The organism is Serratia sp. X3, from assembly GCF_014982455.1.
In the GTDB taxonomy this organism is placed as follows: domain Bacteria; phylum Pseudomonadota; class Gammaproteobacteria; order Enterobacterales; family Enterobacteriaceae; genus Serratia; species Serratia ureilytica.
This window is the reverse complement of record NZ_JADCNB010000001.1, coordinates 1,364,339-1,386,695: the sequence shown is the minus strand read 5'-3', so window position 1 is coordinate 1,386,695 and position 22,357 is coordinate 1,364,339. Positions and strand designations below refer to the sequence as shown.

The following is a 22,357-nucleotide window of genomic DNA, read 5'->3' as shown; positions in this document are numbered from 1 at the left end:
TCGGGGATTAATGTTAGCCTGATTTTTACCTTACCTATAAAAAACAGGAAGTTAACATGGCATTAACCACGCATAAAATGGAAAGCGGCCTGGCCGTAACAGTTCGTTTACCTGATAACCCGGCCAAGGTTCCGGCGATTATTCTGTGTCACGGCTTCTGCGGCATTCAGGAGCTGTTGTTGCCGGCCTTTGCCGAGGCCTTCGTCAACGCCGGTTTTGCGGCGGTGACGTTTGACTATCGCGGCTTCGGCGCCAGCGAGGGTGAACGCGGGCGGCTGGTACCGGCGCTGCAGATTGAGGATATCCTGGCGGTGAGCCGGTGGGTGCAAACGCAGCCGCAGATCGACAGCGAGCGCATCGGCCTGTGGGGCACGTCGTTTGGCGGCTGCCATGTGTTCGGCGCTGCCGCGGCCGAGCCGGCCATCAAATGCGTCGTTAGCCAGCTGGCCTTCGCCGACGGGGAAACCATCGTGACGGGGAAAATGGCCGCCGATGAAAAACAGGCGTTCATCGCCACGCTGGACAAAATGGCGGAGAAGAAGCAGGCCACCGGCAAAGAGATGTTTGTCGCCGTCACCCGGGTGTTAAGCGATGACGAGTCGAAAGCGTTCTTCGAGGAGAACAAGGTGCGTTACCCGGCGATGGACATCAAGATCCCGTTCCTGACCGTGCGCGAAACGCTGCGCTATCAGCCACGTGACAATGCGGCGCGAGTCACATGCCCGGTACTGGTGGTGGTGGCGGGCGGCGATACCGTGAATCCGCCGGAGCAGGGCATCGCGCTGTATGAGGCGGTAGGTAGTGCGAAGAAGGCGCTGCATGTCGAGCAGAATGCGAAGCACTATGACATGTACGCCGGCCCGCATTTCGCCGGCATCATCGGCCGTCAGATCGCCTGGTTCAACGATCACCTGTAATTCCGACTTCCCCCTGGCGCAGGAACGCCACCAGCCGCTGCGCCGGCAGCGGCAGCTGCGCCAGGTCACGCACCGCGATCGACAGGCGCCGGGTCGCCCACTCGTCCGTCAGCGGCAGGGCGCCGTGCCGAATTTGCGGATGGCGTCGGGCGCTCTCTTCCGGCACCACCGCCAGCCCGGCGCCGCGCAGCACCATGCGGCAGATGGCGTCGAAATGAGCCGCGCGCGCCCGCAATCGCATCGGGCCGCCGCTGCGTATCGCCAATTGCTCCAGATGCTGTTGCAGCGCGCTCTCTTCCGGCAGACCGATGAAATCAAAAGGCAGGGCGTCCGCAAAGCTGAGCGTGCGGCGGCCGCTGAGCGCATGCCCCGGCGGCAGCGCCAGCACCAGGCGATCCTGGCGAAAAGGGTAGCTTGTCAGCCCGCGCAGATCGGCGTGATCCGCCACGATGCCGATATCCGCCGCCTGTTCAGCGATCGCCTGCGCGATGGCCGGGCTGGGCAGCTCCTCCAGTACGATATCGGTATGCGGGTGCAGCACCAGAAAATCCGCCAACAGCTCCGGCAGAAAAGCGTCGGCGGCGACGGTATTGGCGACGATGCGCAGCCGGCTGCGCTGGCCCGGCGCGAACTCGGCCAGGTCGCCGCGCAACCGCTCACGCTGCTGCAATAGCACTCGCGCGTGATGCAACAGGCGCTCACCGGCGGGCGTCGCCTGGACGCCGCGCGGATTGCGCGTCAGCAGCGCTACGCCGGCCTGTTGCTCCAGCCCGCGCATGCGAGCGCTGGCGGCGGCCAGCGATAGCCCGACGCGCTCGGCGCCGGCGGTGATGCTGCCGGTCTCGAGCACCGCCGCCAACAGCCGCAGATCGATAAAGTCAAAATGCATGCGTTTTCCCTCTGTCTTTGCCGCAGGCAGGCTCTGCCATTGCCGCATTGTGCCGCGCTATACCGCCGGCCACAATCGAGCCGTTGATTCGCCATAAGGATAGACGCATGTCGCTGACGCAACTCGAGATTATCGCCCTGACGGGCATTTTTACACTGGCCGGCACGGTCAAAGGAGCGATCGGTCTGGGGCTGCCGACCGTGTCGATGGGGCTGCTCAGCCTGATGATGCCGCCGGGTCAGGCCGCCGCGTTGCTGTTGCTGCCTTCGCTGATCACCAACCTGTGGCAGTTGCTGCGCGGGGCGCGGCTGGAGGCGCTGTGCCGCCGGCTCTGGCCGATGATGCTGTGCGTCACGCTGGGCACGTTGTTGAGCGCGGGGGCACTCACTGCCAGCGACGGCCGCCTGGCGCCGCTGGCGCTGGGCGTGTGTCTGATCGGTTATGCGCTGCTGGGTTTCACCCGTTTCGACTGGCGCGTTTCCGCTGCGGCGGAACCCTGGTTGGGGCCGCTGTGCGGCCTGGTGACCGGTGCGCTGACCGGCGCCACCGGAGTGTTCGTCATTCCGGCGGTGCCTTACCTGAATGCGTTGGGCCTGGCGCGCGACGATCTGGTGCAGGCGCTGGGGCTGTCGTTCAGCGTCTCGACGCTGGCGCTGGCCGCCGGTTTAGCCTGGCACCAGGCGCTGCCCGCCACGCTGCTCGGCGGTTCGTTGTTGGCGCTGTTGCCGGCGTTGGGCGGCATGTGGCTGGGGGAGAGGGTGCGTCGTCATTGTCGCCCGCAGCTGTTCCGCCGCCTCTTCTTTATTGGGTTATTAATCTTGGGCGTTGAGATTATTTGGCGATTCAATTAATTGAATCGATAGCATCTGCGTGTAATTAGGTTCGATATATTATTCTGGGGTTTATTTTAATATGATGAGTTGCAATGTTTAGAATACGCTTTTCTTATTGGTTTTTTTTATGAAATACAGGATGGTTATGGATTGTTATTAGTGTGTTTTACATTTGCCACTACAGCTGTTTTTAATGACGGTAAAACCAGTAAACCCATAGGAGAGTATTTATGAAGGAAATTTTAAGTAGCCAATTCGATGCGGTGTCAGGTGGATGGCAGGATCGAGATGGGAGCGGCAAAAGATCGTCTGATAACGGAGGCTCTGGTGCTTCAGATCGTGGTGGAAATAACGGCGGTGACCGCGGGCCTCAGTCATTCTTGTCAAAAAACAGCCCTTATGGCAGCGGTTCCGGCGCCAGTGGTTTCTGGGGGAATGGCAGCTCTACAGGAAATGGTTATGGCGGCAATGGCACTGGGCCGAGAGAAACCAGAGAATCCGGAACCAAACGCTAATTAACAGCTGCAATCCCAGCACAGAAGTAACATTCTGTGCTTTTATGGGGTATATGATGAATAAATATGTTGTTTTTATAAAGAGCGATGAGTCAAGGGTACTGAGAAAGGAAGTGGTTACACGAGAAATAATTAAAGACATGAAGCGGAAGGGGTTCAGAAAGCATCATGTTGAAGTAGAAGCTGAGAACGAGAACGATGCCATTAACAAACTAAATAAGAACAGCAATGACTATTTGGATTCACTGAAAAATTTTTCCGGTGATTTATTATTTTGTTCTATTTGTGTCATTGTTATGGTCATGGTTTATTTATTTAGCTGAGCCATAATCAGTATTGAATTATTAAAGTTATTTATACTATATTTTGCGTGGTGATTTAAATGAGTCATCAGATGTTGGGTGTGGATTTATCAAAGATAGAAAAGTCATCCGTTCCAAATATCCTGCACTTTATATGGATTGGTGACTTAAGTGAAGTAAATACTCATTATGTCGATATATGGAAAAAGACGAATAAAGATAAGCAGATATTCTTTTGGTATGACAAAGACGCTTCACTGTGTCATTTGCTAAATAATGCCATACACGATTTCGTCAACGCCGAAAAAAATAAATTTAAGGTTGAATTGAAAATAAAAAATCACGCCTTTAATTATATATACCCAAAGGTAATGGAGGGCTTTTCTTTTGATGAGCTGGTTGTTGCATTCTTAATCGAAAATGAAATTCCTTATCAGAAACCGCCAAAAGCGATTGAAGGCGCATGGTTTGAAAGTAGAGGTTTTACAAAAAAATGTATAACGGAGCTTTTTTGCAATGGTTTCGATGATTTCATGAGATATTATTATTATTATGAGATTATATTAAGGTGTAATCTTGCCAGTGCAAGCGACATAATCAGGCTTTTAATCATCTACCAATATGGTGGAACTTATGTCGATGTTGATACACTTCCATACACTGATAACATATATCATGGATTAAATAAACATATAGAAGATGAGGGCATTATCGAGAGCGACTCGCTTCTCTTATTTAAGACCGTGTGTTTTTTAAAAAAGACAAATTCAGAAGAGCTATGGCCTGCAGCAGTGATCGGCTGCGATGAAAATGAGTTAGGAGTAGATGCTGTTGGATTTGAAAAAATAAAACAGCTTGTCGAACAGGACCTCTCTGGTTTTTCTTTGGATATGATACTGCCATTGGGTGAAACATACGTTCATAAAAATTTATTGGCGTTAGGATCACTCAGAAGATTTAAAGGTGTTTATTTTAATAATTTCATATCTTCTCATCAAAAATCAAAAGCGATAAGGATCATCCTTAGAACCATGAAGAAAAGGTATCGCTTTTTGGAAAAAAGCAATTGCATATTTGATTGTTACGTTGACGACAAGCCCAAGTGTTATCTGACCAGACTTTTAACATGGAGAACCGAGTTAACAACAAGGGACTATTGTGTGACTCAGGTCTTAACTGGTCCGGGATTGATTGTCGAGGTTTTATTGGGGTTGGCTTATAAAGTATTCAATGTTGAATATTCAGTTGAGCCACATATTATAGCCGAGTACATGCAAAATTCTGATTTTGGAATTGCATTATTTCAACACAACATAGATACACCTGATGGCGTCTATTCCACATGGAGAAAATAAAAAATAGCTTTGGATGCAAGGTGGTTTAAGTTTCGATGGATTATTGCCAATCTAATAGCGTGTGAGTTTTGTCATTATACTTCACTAAGGGACGCTGCTCATGTTTCGCCAGGAAGCGATCGAGAATCAGAAAATGAAATGGCGTGGCAGGGCGCTCCTGCTACCCGGCATTCCCTTTTGGCTCACGGCAGGGCTCTGCCTGTTTTTCTTCATCGCCTTTCTCACCTTCGCGATCGCCGGTACCTATACCCGGCGGGTCAACGTGACCGGCGAGATCAGCACTTATCCGCGCGCCGCCAACGTTTATTCCGCCGTCCAGGGGATAGTGGTCAAGCAATTTGTCACCGAAGGGCAGGTGATTGCCGCCGGCGCCCCCATTTACCAGATTGACGTCAGTAAAAGCACCCGCAGCGGAGTGGTCAGCGACAACCAGCAGCGGGATATCGATGACCAGCTGGCACGCATTGCGCAAATCATCAACCGACTGGAAAGCAGCAAGCAGGCCACGCTTACCATGCTGGAGAAACAGAAGGCACAATATACCGCTGCGTTCACCCGCTCCACCGACATCCTCAAACGCGCCCAGGAAGGGATACGCATCATGAAGGAGAACATGGAGAACTACCGGCAGTATCAGACCAAGGGACTGATAAATAAGGACCAGCTTACCAACCAGGTGGCGCTGTATTACCAGCAGCAGAACAACCTGCTGGGCCTGTCCGGCCAGAACGAACAGAATGCGCTGCAGATCACCGCGCTGGAAAGCCAGATCCATATCCAGGCCGCCGAGTTTGACAACCAGATCTACCAGATGGAGCTGCAGCGCTACGAGCTGCAAAAGGAGCGGCAAAACATCGATGCCACTGGCGATATTATCGTTCGCGCGCTGGCCGGCGGCCGTATCGATTCGCTGAGCGTCACGGTTGGCCAGATGGTCAACGTCGGCGACAGTCTGCTGCAGATTATCCCGCAAAACATCGATCGCTATGCTCTGGTGCTGTGGGTGCCCAACGACGCTATCCCCTACATCGCCGCCGGCGATAAGGTCAATGTGCGCTATGACGCTTTTCCGGCGGAGAAATTTGGCCAGTTTGCCGGTACGGTGGCCGTCATCTCCAAAGCCCCGGCCTCGCCGCAGGAAATGCTGACCTATCAGGGAGCGCCCAAAGCGGCGCTGACCGCCGCCGTGCCGTACTACAAAGTGATCGTCATGCCGGAGAAACAGGCCATTGCCTATGACGGTAAACGTCTGAGCCTGGAAAACGGCATGAAAGCGCAAAGCACCCTGTTTCTGGAAAAAAGGAAGATTTATCAATGGATGCTGTCACCGTTCTACGACATGAAACACAGCGCGACGGGGCCAGTCAATGAGTAGGACCACATTCAAACAGCGGGTCAGCCAGCTGGATCTGCGGCTGCGCCACCGGGTTCCGATGGTACACCAGACCGAGTCGTCGGAATGCGGGCTGGCCTGTCTGGCGATGATCTGCGGTTATTACGGCAAAAACATCGATCTGATCGCGCTGCGCCGGCAGTTCAATCTGTCGGCCCGCGGTGCAACGCTGGTTGGGCTGACCGGTATCGCCGAACAGCTGGGGTTGAGCACTCGCCCCTTGTCGCTGGAGCTGGACGAACTTGGCGCGCTGAAACTGCCCTGCATTCTGCACTGGGAATTCAACCATTTTGTGGTGCTGGTCAGCGTCAAAGGCCACCGCGCAGTGCTGCACGATCCGGCGCGCGGGCGGCGGGCGGTCAGCCTGGCGGAGCTGTCGCACAGTTTCACCGGCGTAGCGCTTGAGGCCTGGCCCGGCAGCGCCTTTACCGCCGACAGCGTTCGCCACCGCATTCACCTGCGCACGCTGATTGGCAGCGTGCATGGCCTCAAGGGGGCGCTCGGCAAAATCTTTTGCCTGTCTCTGGTGTTCGAAACCATCAACCTGGTGATGCCCATCGGCACGCAGCTGGTGATGGATCACGCTATTCCTGCCGGAGATCGCGGGTTACTGTCGCTCATCTGCGCCGGATTGATGCTGTTTATCTTGTTGCGGGCTGCTATCGGCATGGTGCGGGCGTGGTCCGGACTGGTTATGTCGACGCTTATCAACGTTCAGTGGCAATCCGGTCTGTTTACTCACCTGCTGCGCCTGCCGCTCGGTTACTTTGAACGGCGCAAGCTGGGTGACATTCAGTCACGCTTCGGTTCACTGGATACGCTGCGCAGCACTTTCACCACCAGTATCGTCGGCGCCATCATGGATAGCATCATGGTGATCGGCGTGCTGGTGATGATGGCGCTGTATGGCGGCTGGCTGACCTGGGTAGTGCTCACTTTCACCGCGCTTTATGTGTTGATGCGACTGCTGACCTACGGCTATTACCGTCAGCTGTCTGAGGAGGCGCTGGTTAGAGAGGCTCGGGCCGGCTCGTATTTTATGGAAACGCTGTACGGTATCGCTACCGTCAAGATGCAGGGCATGGCAGAACGCCGCATCGCTCACTGGCTAAACCTTGAAATCGACACCATCAACACGGGGATCCGCGTCACCCGAATGGACATGCTGTTTGGCGGGATCAACACCTTCATAGCGGCGTGTGACCAGATCGTCATACTGTGGCTGGGCACCAGCCTGGTGATCGATAACCAGATGACCCTCGGCATGTTCGTGGCGTTCGGCGCCTTTCGGGGGCAGTTCTCCGACCGCATCGGGTCGCTGACGGAATTTTTGCTGCAGCTGCGCATGATGAGCCTGCATAACGAGCGCATTGCCGATATCGCCCTGCATCCGCGGGAGGAGCGTAAACCCGAACACCCTTACACGGCGGGCCTGCAACCTTTGGGATTGACGACTCATGCCCTGAGCTATCGTTACGACAGCCAGTCACCGGCTATCTTTGAAGGCCTGGACATCAGCGTTGCGCCGGGCGAAAGCGTGGCCATTGTGGGCCCGTCCGGCGCCGGCAAAACCACGTTGATGAAGGTGCTGTGCGGACTGTTTACCCCGGCTTCAGGGCGAGTTGAGGTGAACGGCGTCGATATCCGGCAGCTCGGCATCAACAACTACCACAAAATGATTGCCTGTGTGATGCAGGACGACAAACTGTTCTCCGGCTCGATCCGGGAAAATATCTGCGGGTTTGCGGACGAGGTGGATGACGCCTGGATGCAAGCCTGTGCCCGTGCCAGCTATCTGCATGAGGTGATCAGGCGCATGCCGATGGGGTATGAAACCCCGATCGGCGAGTTGGGGGAAGGATTGTCCGGCGGGCAGAAACAACGCCTGTTTATTGCCCGGGCTATTTATAAGAAACCGGCTATTTTGTTCCTGGATGAGGCCACCAGTGCGCTGGATAAGGAGAGCGAAGCTGCCGTGAATCAGGCCATCAAGAGACTCAATATCACTAAGCTGATCATTGCCCACCGTGAAACGACCATTGCGTCGGCAGATCGGGTTATACATTTGGGATAAGGGGAGATATCACCCGCGGCACCGGCTATTTACATTGCTTTTCTCCCTAAAAACCCAATAAGTGGCGATGAGGCAAGGCTATTTTTGCTGCTCGCTTCCGCTTTCAATTTACGGCGCGGCGCATTGCGCGATATTCTGGTTTTCTGATGGGCTAACGGCGGATGAGGGAACCATGACAGACAGCCAGGCATTTGAACAACAAAGCCTCGAGAATCTGCTGAGCTATTGGCGGCGCCACCGCCGCCTGCCGGGCGCGCGTTATCCGGCCGGCCCGACCGACACCCTGTGCGACGTGCCGGGCGTCAGCGTCGGGCATCACACGCTGGCCGACGGCGAATGTCAGACCGGCGTCACCGCCATCGTGCCGCCGGGCGATCTGTTCAACCAGCCGCTGCCGTGCGGCAGCGCGGTGCTCAACGGCTTCGCCAAGCCGCTGGGGCTGGTGCAGCTGAACGAACTGGGGGTGTTGCAAACGCCGATCCTGCTGAGCAACACCTTCGCGGTCGGCACGCTGTTCAACGCCATGGTGCGGCGCAGCTGCCGGCGCTATCCGCAGATCGGCCGCGGCAGCGCCACCATCAATCCGCTGGTACTGGAGTGCAACGACGGCTACCTCAACGATATTCAGGCGATGGCGGTGCGTGAGGAGCACGTCTTCAGCGCGCTGGATAACCATTCCACCCGCTTTGCGCGCGGCAGCGTCGGCGCCGGGCGCGGCATGAGCAGTTTCGGCTTGAAAGGGGGCATCGGCACCGCCTCGCGCTATTGCCCGGGGCTCGGCACCACGCTCGGCGTGCTGGTGCTGGCCAATTTCGGCACTCTCGACTCGCTGACGCTGAGCGGCGTGCGCGTCGGCCAGGCGCTGGGCAAGCTGTTGGCGGATCCGCCGCCGCAGGTAGACGCCGGTTCGGTCATCATCATCATCGCCTGCGATCGGGCGCTGGACAGCCGTCAACTCAACCGTATCGCCCGCCGAGCGGGTGCCGGTTTGGGGCGGGTAGGCAGCCATTGGGGGCACGGTTCCGGCGATATCGCGCTGGCGTTCTCCACTCGGTTGCTGGGGGCGACGCTGCCGGACGAACGGCTGGAGCCGCTGTTCGCGGCGGCGGCGGACGCCACCGAATACGCGGTGCTGGATGCGTTGCTCAGCGCCGAAGGCGTCAGCGGCTTCGAGCAGCATGCGCGCGTGGCGCTGGGCCCGCTGCTCGATCGGCTGGCGGCAAATTAAATAACGGGAGTGTGATGTGAAAGTCTTTATCTCTGCGGATATCGAGGGGATCGCCGGCGTGATGCGGCCGGAGCAGTGCAACCCGGCCCACGCCGACTATGCGGCGGCGCGCGAGCTGATGGAGCAGGAGGTCAACGCCGCCATCGACGGCGCTTTTGCCGGCGGCGCCACCGAGGTGACGGTGGCCGACAGCCACGCGATGATGCAGAACCTGCGCGCAGAACGCATCGATGCGCGGGCGCGCCTGGTGCAGGGCAAACCGCGCGGGCTGTCGATGGTGGAAGGGCTGCAGCATCAACGCTACGACGGCCTGATGTTTATCGGTTATCACAGCGCCGCCGGCGAGCGCGGCGTGCTGGCGCATACCATCAACGGCCGGGCCTTTTATCGCGTCAGCCTGAACGGCGAGGCGGTAGGCGAAAGCGATCTGTACGCGGCGGCGGCGGCCGAGTTGAACGTGCCGCTGTGGCTGGTGAGCGGTGACGATGAGCTGCATCGCTGGATCGCTGAACGTTATCCGCAATCCGGCTATGTTTGCGTGAAACGCGCCCTCTCGCAAACCGCCGCCGAATCGCTCAGCCCACAGCGGGCGCGCGCCGAGATCCGCGAGCGCGCGATGCAACAGGTGCGCCAGGGCGCCAGACTGCCGGTGGAGCGCCGTTTTATGCCGCCTTACCGGCTGACGCTGATGGCGGCCAAACCGGTGCTGGCGGATCTGTTCAGCCTGGTGCCCGGCGTGGAGCGCCAGGATGTGCTCACAGTGGCCTTCGACAGCGACAACATGGCGGCGCAAATCCGCCTGCTCAGCGTCTTCTCCTATCTGGCGACGACGCAGAGCTGACCCCCGGTGCGGGTTCCCGCCCGCACCGCACGATTCTCCAATAGAAAATCCCTTTTCAACATTAAGCCTACTGGATAATAGGCTACGCTAATTATTGCTCTGTTGTGCTATGTCACCTGACCGGCGCGGCAAGCCATTCCCATAATTAGCGCTGTTTCGCCGAAGGCAGTGACGCCTTCGGTTTTTTTGGAGTCATGAGCAATGAGCATATCCCAAGTTCCGCTTTCGCGGCGGCGGTTTATCGTCGGCGCCGGGGCGTTGGTGATCGGCGCCTATCTGCCGTCCACCGGTGCGCTGGCGCGCTCGAACGCCCCGGCCGCCGCCGGCGCGACGGCGTTTGACGCTAACGCCTTCGTTCAGATCGGCGCCGACGGCATCGTCACCGTCATCAGTAAACACACCGAAGTGGGCCAGGGGGTCTATACCGGCATGGCGACGCTGGTCGCCGAAGAGCTCGATGCCGACTGGGCGCAGGTGCGGGTCGTGGCCGCGCCGGTGGACACCGCCGTCTACAAGAACCTGGCGTTCGGCTTCCAGGGCACCGGCGGATCCAGTTCGGTCGCCAACGCCTATGAACAGATGCGGCGCATGGGCGCCATGGCGCGCGCGCTGCTGGTGCAGGCCGCCGCGCAGAGTTGGAAAACCTCGGCGCAGGAAATCACCGTGCAGGCGGGCAAGATCCGCCATGCCGCCAGCGGGCGCGAAGCGGGTTTCGGCGAGTTCGCCGAGTTGGCCGCCACGCTGCCGCCGCCCGATCCCGCCAGCCTGGCGCTGAAGGATCCGGCCAATTTCACCCTGATCGGCAAAACGCGCGGTCTGCACCGCGTCGATTCACTGGCGAAAACCAACGGCAGCGCGCAGTTCTCGCAGGATATCCACGAGCCGGACATGCTCACCGTCACCATCAAGAAACCGCCGCGCTTCGGCGGCAAGGTGGCGACCTTCGACGCCGAACGGGCGCTGACGGTACCGGGGGTGGTGGCGGTGAAGCAAATCGCCACCGGCGTGGCGGTTTACGCCAAAAACACCTGGGCGGCGATCCAGGGGCGAGAGCGGCTGAAGGTGACGTGGGACGATGCGCAGGCGGAGCGACGCAACACCGAGGAAATCTACGCCGAATTCCGCCAGGTGGCGCAGAAAACCGGCGTAGTGGCGAAGAGTCTCGGTAAGCCGGACGAGGTGTTCGATAAGGCCGATAAGGTGATCGAGGCCGAATACACCTTCCCCTACGTCGCTCACGCGCCGATGGAGCCGCTGGACGGCTATCTGTTCTGGGATGGCGAAAGCGTCAAGGCGCGCTACGGCTGCCAAATCCAGACGCTCGACCACAAGCAGCTGTGCGATCTGTTCGAGCTGCCGCCGGAGAAGGTGCAGATTGAAACCATTCTGGCGGGCGGCAGCTTCGGCCGGCGTATCGATCTGGGCAACCCGACGCTGGGACCGGATCTGGCGGCCGACATGGCGGCGGCGGCCAAGGGCATCGGTCCCGGCCACGGCGTGAAGGTGGTATGGACGCGCGAGGACGACATCCGTAACGGCTGGTATCGCCCGATGATCCTGCATCGCCTGCGCGGCGCCATTCGCGGCGGCAAGGTGGTGGGCTGGACCGATACCGTAGTCGGCCACTCCTGGACGCGCCACAGCGCGATGGATGCGCTGGTGGTCAACGGCCTCGATCAGATGATGGTCGAGGGCGCCAGCGAGGTGCCTTATACCTTCGAAGCCTTCCGCTGCGATGCGCACATCGTGCCCGGCAAGGTGCCGACCACCTCGCTGCGGTCGGTCGCCAGCACCCACACCGGCCACGCGGTGGAGAGCTTTATCGATCAACTGCTGCAGGAAACCGGGCAGGATCCGGTGGAAGGGCGGCTGGCGCTGATGGGCGACGCGCCGCGCGCGGCGGGCGTACTGCGGGCGGTGGCCAAAGCTGCTGATTGGCAGGGCGCCAAGGTGGTGGACGGACGCGCGCGCGGCGTGGGCGTCGCCAAGGCATTCGATACCTATGTGGCGCAGGTGGCGGAGGTATCGATCGGCGAAGGCGGCATCCCGAAAGTGCACAAGGTGTGGTGCGCGGTGGACTGCGGCGTGGCGGTGAACCCCGACGTGATCCGCGCGCAGATCGAAGGCGGCATCGGCTACGGCCTGAACCTGGCGCTGTACGGCAACATTACGCTGAAAGACGGCGTGGTCGAACAGTCCAACTTCAATAATTACCGCCCGTTGCGCATCAATGAGATGCCGGAGGTTGAGGTGATCATCGTGCCCTCGACCGAGAAACCGACCGGCGTGGGCGAACTGGGGGTGCCGACCATCGCTCCGGCGGTCGGCAACGCGCTGGCGCTGCTCGGGCGGCCGCGCACTTCGCTGAGCCTGCCGCTGCATAATCCCACTGCGAATCCGGCGTCTGACAAGGAGAGAACCTGATGATTCATTTAACCGTAAACGAGCAGCCGCTGACCTTCGAGGGCGATCCGCACATGCCGCTGCTGTGGTTTCTGCGTGATGAAGCCGGCCTGACCGGCACCAAGTTCGGCTGCGGCATCGCCATGTGCGGCGCTTGCACCGTGCATCTGGACGGCGTGCCGGTGCGTTCGTGCATGACGCCGGTCTCCGCCGCCGCCGGCAAGAAAATCACCACCATCGAAGCCGTCGGCGCCACGCCGGAAGGCAAGGCGGTGCAAGAAGCCTGGCTCAACCTGGACGTGGTGCAGTGCGGTTACTGCCAGTCCGGCCAGATCATGAGCGCCAGCGCGCTGCTGGCCCAGAGCAAAAACCCGAGCGATGCGGACATTGACGCGGCGATGGGCGGCAACGTCTGCCGCTGCGCCACCTATGTGCGCATTCGCGCTGCCATCCACCAGGCCGCCAAGGCGTTGGGTTAGGGAGAGACGTGATGAGCAACGCCTTGAAAGGGCTGTTATGGCTGATTATCGCCGTGGTGGTGTTGGCGGGAGGGTACGCGCTGTACACGCTGCTGCGGCCTGCCGGCGCGGAGCCTGCGGCGCCGATCGCCGGGGCGCCGGCCGGCATGACCGACAAACTGGCGCGCGGCGAGTACCTGGCGCGCGCCGCCGACTGTGTGGCGTGCCATACCGCGCCGGGCGGCGCGCCTTATGCGGGCGGCTTCGCCTTTAAGCTGCCGTTCGGCACCATTTACGGCACCAACATTACCGCCGACAAGGAGACCGGCATCGGCAACTGGAGCGACGATCAGTTTGTGCGCGCGGTGCGTGAGGGCATCGGCCCGCAGGGCAACCTGTATCCGGCGATGCCTTATACCTCGTACACCGGGCTGAGCCGCGACGACGTGCTGGCGATCAAGGATTATCTGTTCAGCCTGCCGCCGGTGAAACAGGCCAACCCGCAAAACGAGCTGTCGTTCCCGTTCAACCAGCGCTGGGGTATGAAATTCTGGAACCTGGCGTTCTTCCATGAGCAGCGCTTCGCGCCGGATCTCAACAAGGATGAACAGTGGAATCGCGGCGCCTATCTGGCGACGGCGCTGGGCCACTGCGGCGAGTGCCATACGCCGCGCAATCTGGGGTTTGGTCTTAACCAGAGCAAGCACCTGAGCGGTGAAGTGGTGCAGGGCTGGTTCGCCGCCAACATCACGCCGGACAAACAGACCGGCATCGGCGGCTGGAGCGACCAGCAGCTGTCGCAATATCTGGCTACCGGCCATGCGCCGGGGCGCAGCAGCGCCGCCGGCCCGATGGCGGAGGCGGTGGAAAACAGCCTGCAGTTCCTGACGCCGGAAGATAATCTGGCGCTGGTGAAATACCTGCGCGACATCGAGCCGATCGCCGGCGACGGCGCGGCGGCGGTGAACCTGCAGCCGAAGGGCGCGGGGGCTTCCACGCCGATCCTGCCGGGCGGGCAAGACAGTTCGCTTGGGCGCCGGGTGTTCGCCAACGACTGCAGCGGCTGTCACCAGTGGAACGGGCCGGGCCGCCAGAGCGAGTATGCGTCGCTGGTGGGCAGCACGGCGGTGAACGATCCGCAGGGGCGCAGCGTGGTACAGGCCATTCTGAAGGGGACGAGCATCAGCGTCGGCGAGCGGCATGAGATGATGCCGGCGTTCGGCAGCGCGTATTCCGACGAGGAAGTGGCGGCGGTCGCCAATTTTGTGGTCGGCCATTTCGGCGACAAGCAGGGCAAGGTCACCGCCAAACAGGTGGCGGAGCAGCGCAAGCAGTAAAGAAAGCGGCGAGGGAGATTCTCCCTCGCCGCGGCGTCAGCGGCGCGACATCACCCGTTTGTCTTTCGGTCTATCCTGCCAGTCTTCAACCTGATTATTGAAGTTGTCCGCCAGCAGGTAGGCCGGGGTTTTCGCCAGCCAGTCGGACAACGAAATATCCTGATAAATGCCGTTGTCCATCACGATCAGTACCTTCAAATCCTCATCGCCGATGTTCTCGATGTAATGGCCGAAGCCCTGCGGCACGTAACCGACGTCCGAAGGGGCGTACTCTTCCGTCTGCGCGTGGCCGTGCGAACTGAACACCGTCATGCGGCCTTTGCCGGAAATATAGTATTGCCATTCGTTGGCATTGGGGTGCCAGTGCAATTCCCGGATTGCGCCGGGTTTCACGATCTCGATGATGCCGGTCATGGTGGTGGAAATGGGAAATTCTTTCGACGACACCAAATGGACGCTGCCGGCGTCATTTTCAAAGAACGGCTTTTGCTTCATTAATTCATAGCGGTGTGCCAGCGGGGCGTTATTTAATCCGCCGTCGTTTTTAGGCAATGGCAATGCGGGCGGAACGGCGCCGCCGACAATATAAGCCTCTCCCTGTTTGGCCTTGGAAAATATCGCCGCCGGCATGTTGACGCTTTTTTCCAATGCTTCTTTCGGCATATGCGCCACCCAATCGGTAATGCTGAAGGTGCCGAATTCGGAGAAATGCCCATTATCGAACGCCAGAATAAAATGCGCACCGTCCGCCAGCGCCTGAATGGAATGGCCGTAACCTTTCGGGAAATACCAGACGTCGCCGGGGCCGAAATCCGCCACCTCGCATTTGCCTTCTGGATCGAGAATGGTGATGCGCGCATGGCCTTCGAGCATAAACGCCCATTCGGCGGCGATGGCGTGCCAGTGCAGTTCGCGCACGCCGCCCGGCTCCAGCGTCATGTCGACGCCCGCCACGCCCTCGGAGATCGGGAATTGCTCGACGGTGGCTTCGCGCGCCCAGCCGTTGGGCAGGCTGCGCTTTTTGCTGTCGGTGAATTTGTATTTATAGAGATGCTGCGCATCGGCAGGCGGCTGATAGCTGCTGGGGGGCACGATATTGCGATGGTCGTCGGCAGCGGCATTTTTGGCGATGCCGCCGATCATGCCGGCGGCCGCCGCGCTGACGGCGGAGACTTTCAATATATCACGACGCGATAGCATAGCATTTTCTCCAATATAAAACCGTGCGCCCGCAGAGGCAGGCGACAGGGAAGGCGCGAGCGCCATTGAAATGATTTTTTGTCATCGGCGGGAACAGGCTGTGACCCTTAAATCCTAGTGGCTGGAATGTATTGCGTAGGCGCTTATTTGTTTGCGTTTGTTACTAAGTGAGAGCGGGTTTAATTAATTAACCGTAAGTTGAATAGTCATGGATTGGAATTAATTTTCACCGCTCACAGGCTTAAATAAATAATAAACGAACGTCATTTTTTATTGGCCGTTTGGGCTTTTTATGACGCCCCCACGGTCTCCAGCACCAGCTGACGAAAGCGCTCGACGATCGGCGAGGCCGGGCTGCGGCGCAGCGCCAGGTAAAGCGGGGCGCTGAGCTGCGCCTCTGCGGCGAGAGTGCGGTAGACGATGCCGTCGCCGCCCAGCCGCCGCATGGAACCGGGCACGATTGACACCCCTAATCCGGCGCCCACCAGGCTGAGGGTGGCCGGCAAGCGCGGCGCTTCCTGCACGATGCGCGGGCTGAAGCCGGCGCGGTGGCAGGCGGCCAGAATGGCGTCGTACAGCCCCTGGCCGGCCGGGCGGCGATAGAGAATAAACGCCTCGTGGGCCAGTTCGGCCAACGGCAGCGGTTGCTGCGTCTCTTGCGCCAGCCGATGGCCCAGCGGCAGGGCGACGATCATTGGCTCGCTGAGCACCGGTTCCACGCTCAGGCCGGGAATGCCGTTGGCCGGCGAGCGCACGAAGGCGGCGTCGAGGCGCTGTTCCAGCAACGCCTCCATCAGTTCGCCGCTGCCGGCTTCTTCCAGTTGAGTGGTGATGCCCGGCAGGATGTCGCGGTAGCGGCGCAGCAGGTTGGGCACGAACGGATGCAGCGCGGCGGAACTGGTGAAACCGATGGCGATGTGGCCCTGCTCGCCGCGGGCGGCGCGCTGCACCGCTTCGCGCAGGCGTTCGGCGCGCGCCAGCAGGGCGCGGGCTTCTTCGAACAGCACACCGCCCGCTTCGGTGACGCGCACGCCGCGCGGCAATCGCTGCAACAATTTCACGCCCAATTCGTCTTCCAAGCCCTGCAACAGGCGGGTCAGCGGCGGCTGCTGGATAAACAGCCGCTCGGCGGCGCGGGTGATGTTGCCTTCTTCCACCACGGTGACGAACGCCCGCAGGCGACGCAGTTCAATCATAACCATACCTCAAAGGTATCTTTCGTTGTTCCGGAATGCATTAGACATCATGGCACGGCGGCGCGCATGATACCAGACATCAAAACAAACGATGTGGAACGACAATGTCATGTCAGATATCAATACGTTAAAACCGCACCCGGCGGCAGCGCCGGGCAACGCGGCGCTGTTTTTGGGCTTTCTGTGGCTGGGGCTGATCGGCTTCGGCGGCGTACTGCCGATGGCGCGCAGCATGTTGGTGGAACGCCGGCGCTGGCTGAACGCGGAACAGTTCACCGAGCTGCTCGGCCTGTGCCAGTTTTTGCCCGGCGGCAATGTGATCAACCTGTCGGTGGCGGTGGGGATGGAGTTTCGCGGGCTGCGCGGCGCGCTGTGCGCCTTGCTGGGCCTCATCAGCGCGCCGACGGCGATTGTGGTGGGGCTGGGCGTGGTGTACGCCCGCTTCCAAAACGATCCTCATGTGCAGCATGTGTTCGCCGGTCTGGCCGCCGCCGCCGCCGGGTTGCTGCTCTCGACCGGGATTAAGATGCTGCTGCCGCTGCGCGGCAAGTGGGCGGCGCTGGCGATTGTGGCGCTGGCGCTGATCGCCATTGCCTGGCTGCGCCTGCCGCTGTTGCCGACCATGCTGGTGCTGGCGCCGCTGAGCATTCTGCTGATGTGGCGGTGGCCGTCATGAGCGGGGTGTTGATGGCGTTGGCGCTGATCTTCACCGAGCTCTCTTTATTGGCGTTCGGCGGCGGCATGACCATTCTGCCGGAGATGCAGCGGCAGGTGGTAGAGGTGCATCAGTGGATGAGCGCCCAGGAGTTCAGCGCGCTGTTCGCCATGGCGCAGGCCGCGCCGGGGCCGAACATGATGATCGTGCCGCTGGTCGGCTGGCACGTGGCCGGCTGGGCGGGGCTGCTGGTGTCTTCGATCGCCAAGTTCGGGCCGTCTTCCATCGTTACGCTATTGGTGATGGGCGCCTGGCGGCGCTTTAAGGATCGCCCGTGGCGCCGCATCGTGCAGGCCGGGCTGGTGCCGCTGACCGTGGGGCTGGTGGTGGCCAGCGGCCTTTTGATCGCCGAGGCTTCCGCGCCCAATTGGCGGCTGGCGGCGATCGTGGCGCTGGCGACGGGGTTGAGCATGAGCAAGCGCCTCCATCCGCTGTGGGTGCTGGCCGGTGGCGCGCTGCTTGGCTTGCTGTTCGCCTGAAGGATTAGCGCGGGATCAGCACAAAGCGTGAAGGGCCGCTGCGGTCGATCAGCTCATAGCGCTTCGGCGCGGTCAGGGCCAGAAACGCCACCATGCTCCCTTCGGCGTCGGTCAGCGTCATGCCGTCCGGCGTCGGCCGCCAGGCGACCGGCAGCGCGTGCAGCGCCAGCGGCTGCAGGCACTGGGCGGAGGCGCTGAAGCGGAAAGCGTTGGTGTTGGCTACCGCTTCGTCGCTCAACTGCACCTCGCAGACGGCTTTACCGTCGCCGATGGCGGCGAGCTGCCAGTCGCCCTTCAGCGCGGCGGGTTCCAGCAACGGCAGTGAACTGCCCAGGGCACTGCTGCACAATACGCTCATAACGACTCCTGTCAGGCTGGCGCGGCGCAAGGCGCGCATAAGGAAATGGGTTGGCATCGGGTCACTCCTTTCGGCTGTCCGTTCTCACCTTAGCACGTTCCCGGCGGGATGATGAGGCAAGGATTAGGTTTTTTAATCCTCGATTATTCTGATCTAACCGTCGCTAAAACGCGCGAAAAGACGAATGATTAACCTGTTATTGCGCTTATTTTTCTCATTAATATAGTGAGAATACAAATTGTTATGGTTATCTCCTTCTTAACGCCCGGCGCGGCGAAGCCCGGCTGGGCGGGCTCGCGCCGCCGGGGTGAGTCACTATACTGGTCAATCCTAAGCCTCGGCTTAGATAAGAACGACTGATGAATAGTCTTACAAAGCGAGTGGATTCCTAGTGTGTAAAAGGAGAATGCAATGAGCAGTCGCCACAACGACATTTTGCAAGATGATGATGAGTTCACCAGCCTGGCCGCCACATCCCCCAACGATCATAACTATCAGTTTTACTATCACCAGCCCGGCAGCCCCTATGACGGATTGGGCTACGGCGCGCTGTTCACGCTGGACAACGCTAACCTGTACAGCAACCAGCGCGGCGGGGCGGCGATTAATAATTTGGGTAAAATCCGCGATAACTTCAGCTTCGATCACGCCGCCGATCAGTTGACGCGGACGGGTCTGACGCACAACGGCGACCAGGTGTATCACCAGCCAGTCGCGCTGACCTATTCCTTCCTGACGCAGAGCGCGCTGAACCGCATCGGCCAGACCGGTGACGGCGACAAGGGGCTGCAGCCGTTGACCCAGGCGGCGCAGGCTCAGGCGCTGAAATCGATGCAGGCGTGGGCCGACGTGGCGAACGTAACCTTTACCGAGGCGGCGTCCAGCGATATCAACCACCGTGCGGACATCACCTTCGCCTACTTCACGCAGCGCGCCGACGGCAGCACCGCCGCCGGCAGCGGCCCGAATGCCATCAACGCTTACGCCTATTACCCGCCGAGTTCCAAATCGGGCAGCGATAACGCCTTTGCAGGCACGGTGTGGTTCAACAAAAATTTCGCCACCCATAAGGCGCCGGTTAGCGGCGACTTCAGCAGCCAGACCTTCACCCACGAACTGGGGCATGCCCTGGGGCTGGCGCATCCGGGATCTTATGACGCATCGTTAGGCAACCCAAGTTACCAGAATGACGCGGCTTATTATCAGGATTCGCTGCAATACTCGATCATGAGCTATTTCAACGCCGGTTACACCGGCGCCGACACCAAAGGGGTGTACGGCTATGGCCCGATGGTGGATGACATCGCCGCGATCCAGAAGCTGTACGGCGCCAACATGAACACCCGCACCGGCGACACGGTGTACGGCTTCAACTCCAACACCGGGCGCGATTTCCTGACCGCCACGGCGGACAACGGCAAACCGGTCAACTTCGCGGTGTGGGACGCCGGCGGCAACGACACGCTGGACTTCTCCGGCTACAGCCAGCAGCAGATGATCAACCTGAACGACGGCGCGTTCTCCAGCGTCGGCGGCGGCACGCAGAACGTCGCCATCGCGCGCGGGGCGATCATCGAGAACGCCATCGGCGGCAGCGGGCGCGATCTGATCATCGGCAACGATCAGGACAACCTGTTGGCGGGCAACGCCGGTTCCGACATCCTGTACGGCGGGCGGGGGGCAGACCATCTGTGGGGCGGCAAAGACGCCAACAACTTCACCGACTATTTCGTCTATCTCAACGCCAAAGAGTCCACGGTGGCGGCGTTCGACGTGATTGAAGACTTCGAGCACGGCATCGACAAGATCGATCTCTCCGGCCTGCGCTTCAACAACAGCCTGAGCGAGCTGCGCTTTATCGACAGCGGCAGCGCCTTCAGCGGCCAGAAAGGCGAGATCCAACTCAACTTCGACGCCTTCAACGGCACTACCGATCTGTTGATGAACACCCAGAGCAACAGCTACGCCGCCGACTTCAAGATCCACGTGGTCGGGCAGGTGGAGCAGAGCGATATTCTGTTTGCCTGAGGGCGAGGAAGGAAAAGAGAAAAGGGCCGAACGGCCCTTTTTTTACGACTGGGCCGCTGCGCTTTCCACCGTGAAGTCGCCGATGGCCACCTCGCCGGCGCGGCGATAGTGGGCCACAATGACGCCGCCGGGCGAGACCACCGAGTGGGTCAGCGTGAAGGCCGCCGGCGCGGCGTTGTCATCGAACAGCCGCTTGCCTGCGCCGAGCAGCACCGGGTAGGTGAGCAGGCGCAGTTCATCCACCAGATCGTTGGCCAGCAGCTGTTGCATCAGCGTGCTGCTGCCCTGCACCAGCAGCACCGGCCCCTGGGTGCGCTTCAGCTCGCGCAGCCGGGCGATGATGTCCCGCCCCAGCCACTGGCTGTTCTCCCACGTCAGCGTCTCGCCGCGATGGGTGGCGACGTACTTGGCCGCCTGATTGAACGTGCGGGCGATATCGGCGGAAAACGGGTCGGCCTCGTCGGTGATATGCGGCCAGTAGCCGGCGAAGATATCGTAGGTGCGCCGCCCGAGCAGCAGATCGAAAGGCGCAGAGAAAAGTTCGCCCATCGTTTCCGCGACGGCGTCATCCCAGTAGGGGGCGGTCCAACCGCCGAAGCGAAAGCCGCCGCTGCGGTCTTCGTCCTGCCCGCCGGGCGCCTGCATCACGCCGTCGAGGCTGACGAACGCGCTGGCAATAATCTGTCGCATGGCTGTCTCCTGCAATTGAGTGCCAGCTGAAAGTTTAGCCGCCGCGCGCCGGCTGCGCCAACCGGCCGCTCAGGGTTGCAGCGCCTTGAGCAGCGCCTGATGGAAACGCTCCGGCTCCTCCATCTGCGGGGCATGGCCGAGCCCGGCGAACTCGATCAGCGTGGCGTGCGGGATCAGTTTCGCCGCCTGTTTGCCTAACACGTCATAATGCCCGATCGCGGCCTTGACCGCCGGCGGGGCGATATCGCTGCCAATGGCGGTGGTGTCGGCGGTGCCGATCATCAGCGTGGTGGGCGTTTGCAGATCCTTGAACTCGTAATACACCGGCTGGGTGAAGATCATGTCGTAGATCAGCGCCGAGTTCCACGCCACCAGTCTGTGGCCCGGCCCGTTGTTCAGCCCGGCCAGCATATCCACCCAGCGATCGTATTCCGGCTTCCAGCGGCCGCCGTAGTAGGTGCGCTGCTCATAGTTGCGGATGCCCTCGGCGGTGGTGTTCAGCTCGCGCTCGAACCACCGATCGACGCTGCGCCACGGCACGCCTTTCGCCTTCCAGTCCTCCAGCCCGATCGGGTTGACCATCACCAGCCGTTCCACCGCCTGCGGGTACATCAGGCTGTAACGCGTGGCCAGCATGCCGCCGGTAGAGTGGCCGATGACGATGGCCTTGCTGATTTTAAGATTCTGCAGCAGCCCGTGGGTATTCTGTGCCAGTTGCTGAAAGCTGTACTGGTAATGCGCCGGCTTGGTGGAGGAGCAAAAGCCGATCTGATCCGGCGCGATGATGCGGTAACCGGCCTTGCTCAGCGCCTTGATGGTGTCCTGCCAGGTGGCGGCGCAGAAGTTTTTACCGTGCAGCAGCATCACGGTGCGGCCGTTGGCGGCGCCTTCCGGCGGCACGTCCATATAGCCCATTTTTAACGGCTGCCCCTGCGAGGTGAAGCTGAACTGTTGCAACGGGTAGGGGTAGTGAAAGCCCTGCAGCTCTGGGCCGAATTTCGGCGTTTCGGCGGCGCCGGCGGTGAACGCGGCCAGCGTGGCGCACAACAGCGTGCTACGGGTTAATCTCAGCATCCTGATCTCCTGAAAAGGGCGATAGCCGAGTATAGCCACAATCGGCGCGTCGGCGCGCCAGTGGTTTCAGAT

The 22,357-nt window shown here is 60.1% G+C and carries 21 protein-coding genes; 15 read left to right on the top strand and 6 right to left on the bottom strand.

Annotated elements, in window-relative coordinates:
- The first annotated feature begins 56 nt into the window (after positions 1-56).
- Positions 57-917, top strand: a complete 861-nt coding sequence (locus IMX17_RS06410; RefSeq protein ID WP_193549492.1) for an alpha/beta hydrolase — start codon at positions 57-59, stop codon at positions 915-917.
- Here the strand turns inward: IMX17_RS06410 and IMX17_RS06405 are convergent.
- Positions 901-1,806 (bottom strand): LysR family transcriptional regulator, encoded by a 906-nt coding sequence (locus IMX17_RS06405; RefSeq protein ID WP_193549491.1) that lies wholly within the window; start codon positions 1,804-1,806, stop codon positions 901-903. The two genes, IMX17_RS06410 and IMX17_RS06405, sit on opposite strands and share 17 nt — an antisense overlap.
- Positions 1,807-1,913: 107 nt before the next feature.
- Between IMX17_RS06405 and IMX17_RS06400 the strand changes: the two genes are divergently transcribed.
- The 11 genes from IMX17_RS06400 (at position 1,914) to IMX17_RS06355 (ending at position 14,545) form a co-directional block, all read left to right on the top strand.
- On the top strand, positions 1,914-2,657 hold the full coding sequence (locus IMX17_RS06400; RefSeq protein WP_193549490.1) for a sulfite exporter TauE/SafE family protein: 744 nt from the start codon (positions 1,914-1,916) through the stop codon (positions 2,655-2,657).
- A gap of 212 nt (positions 2,658-2,869) precedes the next feature.
- Positions 2,870-3,154, top strand: coding sequence for a hypothetical protein (locus IMX17_RS06395; protein ID WP_161796309.1), 285 nt, complete (start codon positions 2,870-2,872; stop codon positions 3,152-3,154).
- A 56-nt stretch (positions 3,155-3,210) separates the two neighbouring features.
- Positions 3,211-3,477 carry a hypothetical protein gene (locus IMX17_RS25190; protein ID WP_046898631.1) on the top strand — a complete coding sequence of 89 codons (267 nt, stop codon included), beginning with the start codon at positions 3,211-3,213 and terminating at the stop codon, positions 3,475-3,477.
- A 59-nt stretch (positions 3,478-3,536) separates the two neighbouring features.
- Entirely contained in the window at positions 3,537-4,811 is a 1,275-nt protein-coding gene (locus tag IMX17_RS06390) for a TcdA/TcdB catalytic glycosyltransferase domain-containing protein (protein WP_193549489.1), read from the top strand.
- A gap of 100 nt (positions 4,812-4,911) precedes the next feature.
- Positions 4,912-6,186 (top strand): HlyD family secretion protein, encoded by a 1,275-nt coding sequence (locus IMX17_RS06385; protein WP_193549488.1) that lies wholly within the window; start codon positions 4,912-4,914, stop codon positions 6,184-6,186.
- Positions 6,179-8,278, top strand: coding sequence for a peptidase domain-containing ABC transporter (locus IMX17_RS06380; RefSeq protein WP_193549487.1), 2,100 nt, complete (start codon positions 6,179-6,181; stop codon positions 8,276-8,278). The genes IMX17_RS06385 and IMX17_RS06380 overlap by 8 nt, the downstream gene beginning before the upstream one ends.
- A gap of 172 nt (positions 8,279-8,450) precedes the next feature.
- Positions 8,451-9,506 carry a P1 family peptidase gene (locus IMX17_RS06375; protein ID WP_193549486.1) on the top strand — a complete coding sequence of 352 codons (1,056 nt, stop codon included), beginning with the start codon at positions 8,451-8,453 and terminating at the stop codon, positions 9,504-9,506.
- A 16-nt stretch (positions 9,507-9,522) separates the two neighbouring features.
- Positions 9,523-10,347: a M55 family metallopeptidase gene (locus IMX17_RS06370; protein WP_193549485.1), complete on the top strand. Its 825-nt coding sequence runs from the start codon at positions 9,523-9,525 to the stop codon at positions 10,345-10,347.
- A 201-nt stretch (positions 10,348-10,548) separates the two neighbouring features.
- Positions 10,549-12,771 carry a molybdopterin cofactor-binding domain-containing protein gene (locus IMX17_RS06365; protein ID WP_193549484.1) on the top strand — a complete coding sequence of 741 codons (2,223 nt, stop codon included), beginning with the start codon at positions 10,549-10,551 and terminating at the stop codon, positions 12,769-12,771.
- Complete coding sequence (locus IMX17_RS06360) at positions 12,771-13,229, top strand: (2Fe-2S)-binding protein (RefSeq protein WP_033650458.1); 459 nt, start codon at positions 12,771-12,773, stop codon at positions 13,227-13,229. The genes IMX17_RS06365 and IMX17_RS06360 overlap by 1 nt, the downstream gene beginning before the upstream one ends.
- 11 nt (positions 13,230-13,240) lie before the next feature.
- Positions 13,241-14,545 carry a c-type cytochrome gene (locus IMX17_RS06355; protein WP_193549483.1) on the top strand — a complete coding sequence of 435 codons (1,305 nt, stop codon included), beginning with the start codon at positions 13,241-13,243 and terminating at the stop codon, positions 14,543-14,545.
- A 36-nt stretch (positions 14,546-14,581) separates the two neighbouring features.
- Here IMX17_RS06355 and IMX17_RS06350 read toward each other — a convergent pair whose 3' ends face one another.
- The gene (locus IMX17_RS06350; RefSeq protein ID WP_193549482.1) at positions 14,582-15,745 is read right to left on the bottom strand and encodes a cupin domain-containing protein; all 1,164 of its coding nucleotides are present in this window, start codon (positions 15,743-15,745) and stop codon (positions 14,582-14,584) included.
- A 290-nt stretch (positions 15,746-16,035) separates the two neighbouring features.
- Complete coding sequence (locus tag IMX17_RS06345) at positions 16,036-16,947, bottom strand: LysR family transcriptional regulator (RefSeq protein ID WP_193549481.1); 912 nt, start codon at positions 16,945-16,947, stop codon at positions 16,036-16,038.
- 103 nt (positions 16,948-17,050) lie between these two features.
- Between IMX17_RS06345 and IMX17_RS06340 the strand changes: the two genes are divergently transcribed.
- Entirely contained in the window at positions 17,051-17,617 is a 567-nt protein-coding gene (locus tag IMX17_RS06340) for a chromate transporter (RefSeq protein WP_046898629.1), read from the top strand.
- Positions 17,614-18,135 (top strand): chromate transporter, encoded by a 522-nt coding sequence (locus IMX17_RS06335; RefSeq protein ID WP_046688471.1) that lies wholly within the window; start codon positions 17,614-17,616, stop codon positions 18,133-18,135. The genes IMX17_RS06340 and IMX17_RS06335 overlap by 4 nt, the downstream gene beginning before the upstream one ends.
- 4 nt (positions 18,136-18,139) lie before the next feature.
- On the opposite strand, the gene IMX17_RS06330 is transcribed toward IMX17_RS06335, so the two are convergent.
- Positions 18,140-18,493, bottom strand: coding sequence for a protease inhibitor Inh/omp19 family protein (locus tag IMX17_RS06330; protein ID WP_046898414.1), 354 nt, complete (start codon positions 18,491-18,493; stop codon positions 18,140-18,142).
- Between the two features lie 411 nt (positions 18,494-18,904).
- Between IMX17_RS06330 and IMX17_RS06325 the strand changes: the two genes are divergently transcribed.
- A complete protein-coding gene (locus tag IMX17_RS06325; protein ID WP_193549480.1) occupies positions 18,905-20,521 on the top strand; it encodes a serralysin family metalloprotease in 1,617 nt (538 codons plus the stop codon).
- A gap of 42 nt (positions 20,522-20,563) precedes the next feature.
- Here the strand turns inward: IMX17_RS06325 and IMX17_RS06320 are convergent, their stop codons facing one another.
- Both IMX17_RS06320 and IMX17_RS06315 read right to left on the bottom strand, forming a co-directional pair.
- Positions 20,564-21,211 (bottom strand): dihydrofolate reductase family protein, encoded by a 648-nt coding sequence (locus tag IMX17_RS06320; RefSeq protein ID WP_182264512.1) that lies wholly within the window; start codon positions 21,209-21,211, stop codon positions 20,564-20,566.
- A gap of 69 nt (positions 21,212-21,280) precedes the next feature.
- Positions 21,281-22,285 carry an alpha/beta fold hydrolase gene (locus tag IMX17_RS06315; protein ID WP_193549479.1) on the bottom strand — a complete coding sequence of 335 codons (1,005 nt, stop codon included), beginning with the start codon at positions 22,283-22,285 and terminating at the stop codon, positions 21,281-21,283.
- Positions 22,286-22,357 lie beyond the last annotated feature (72 nt).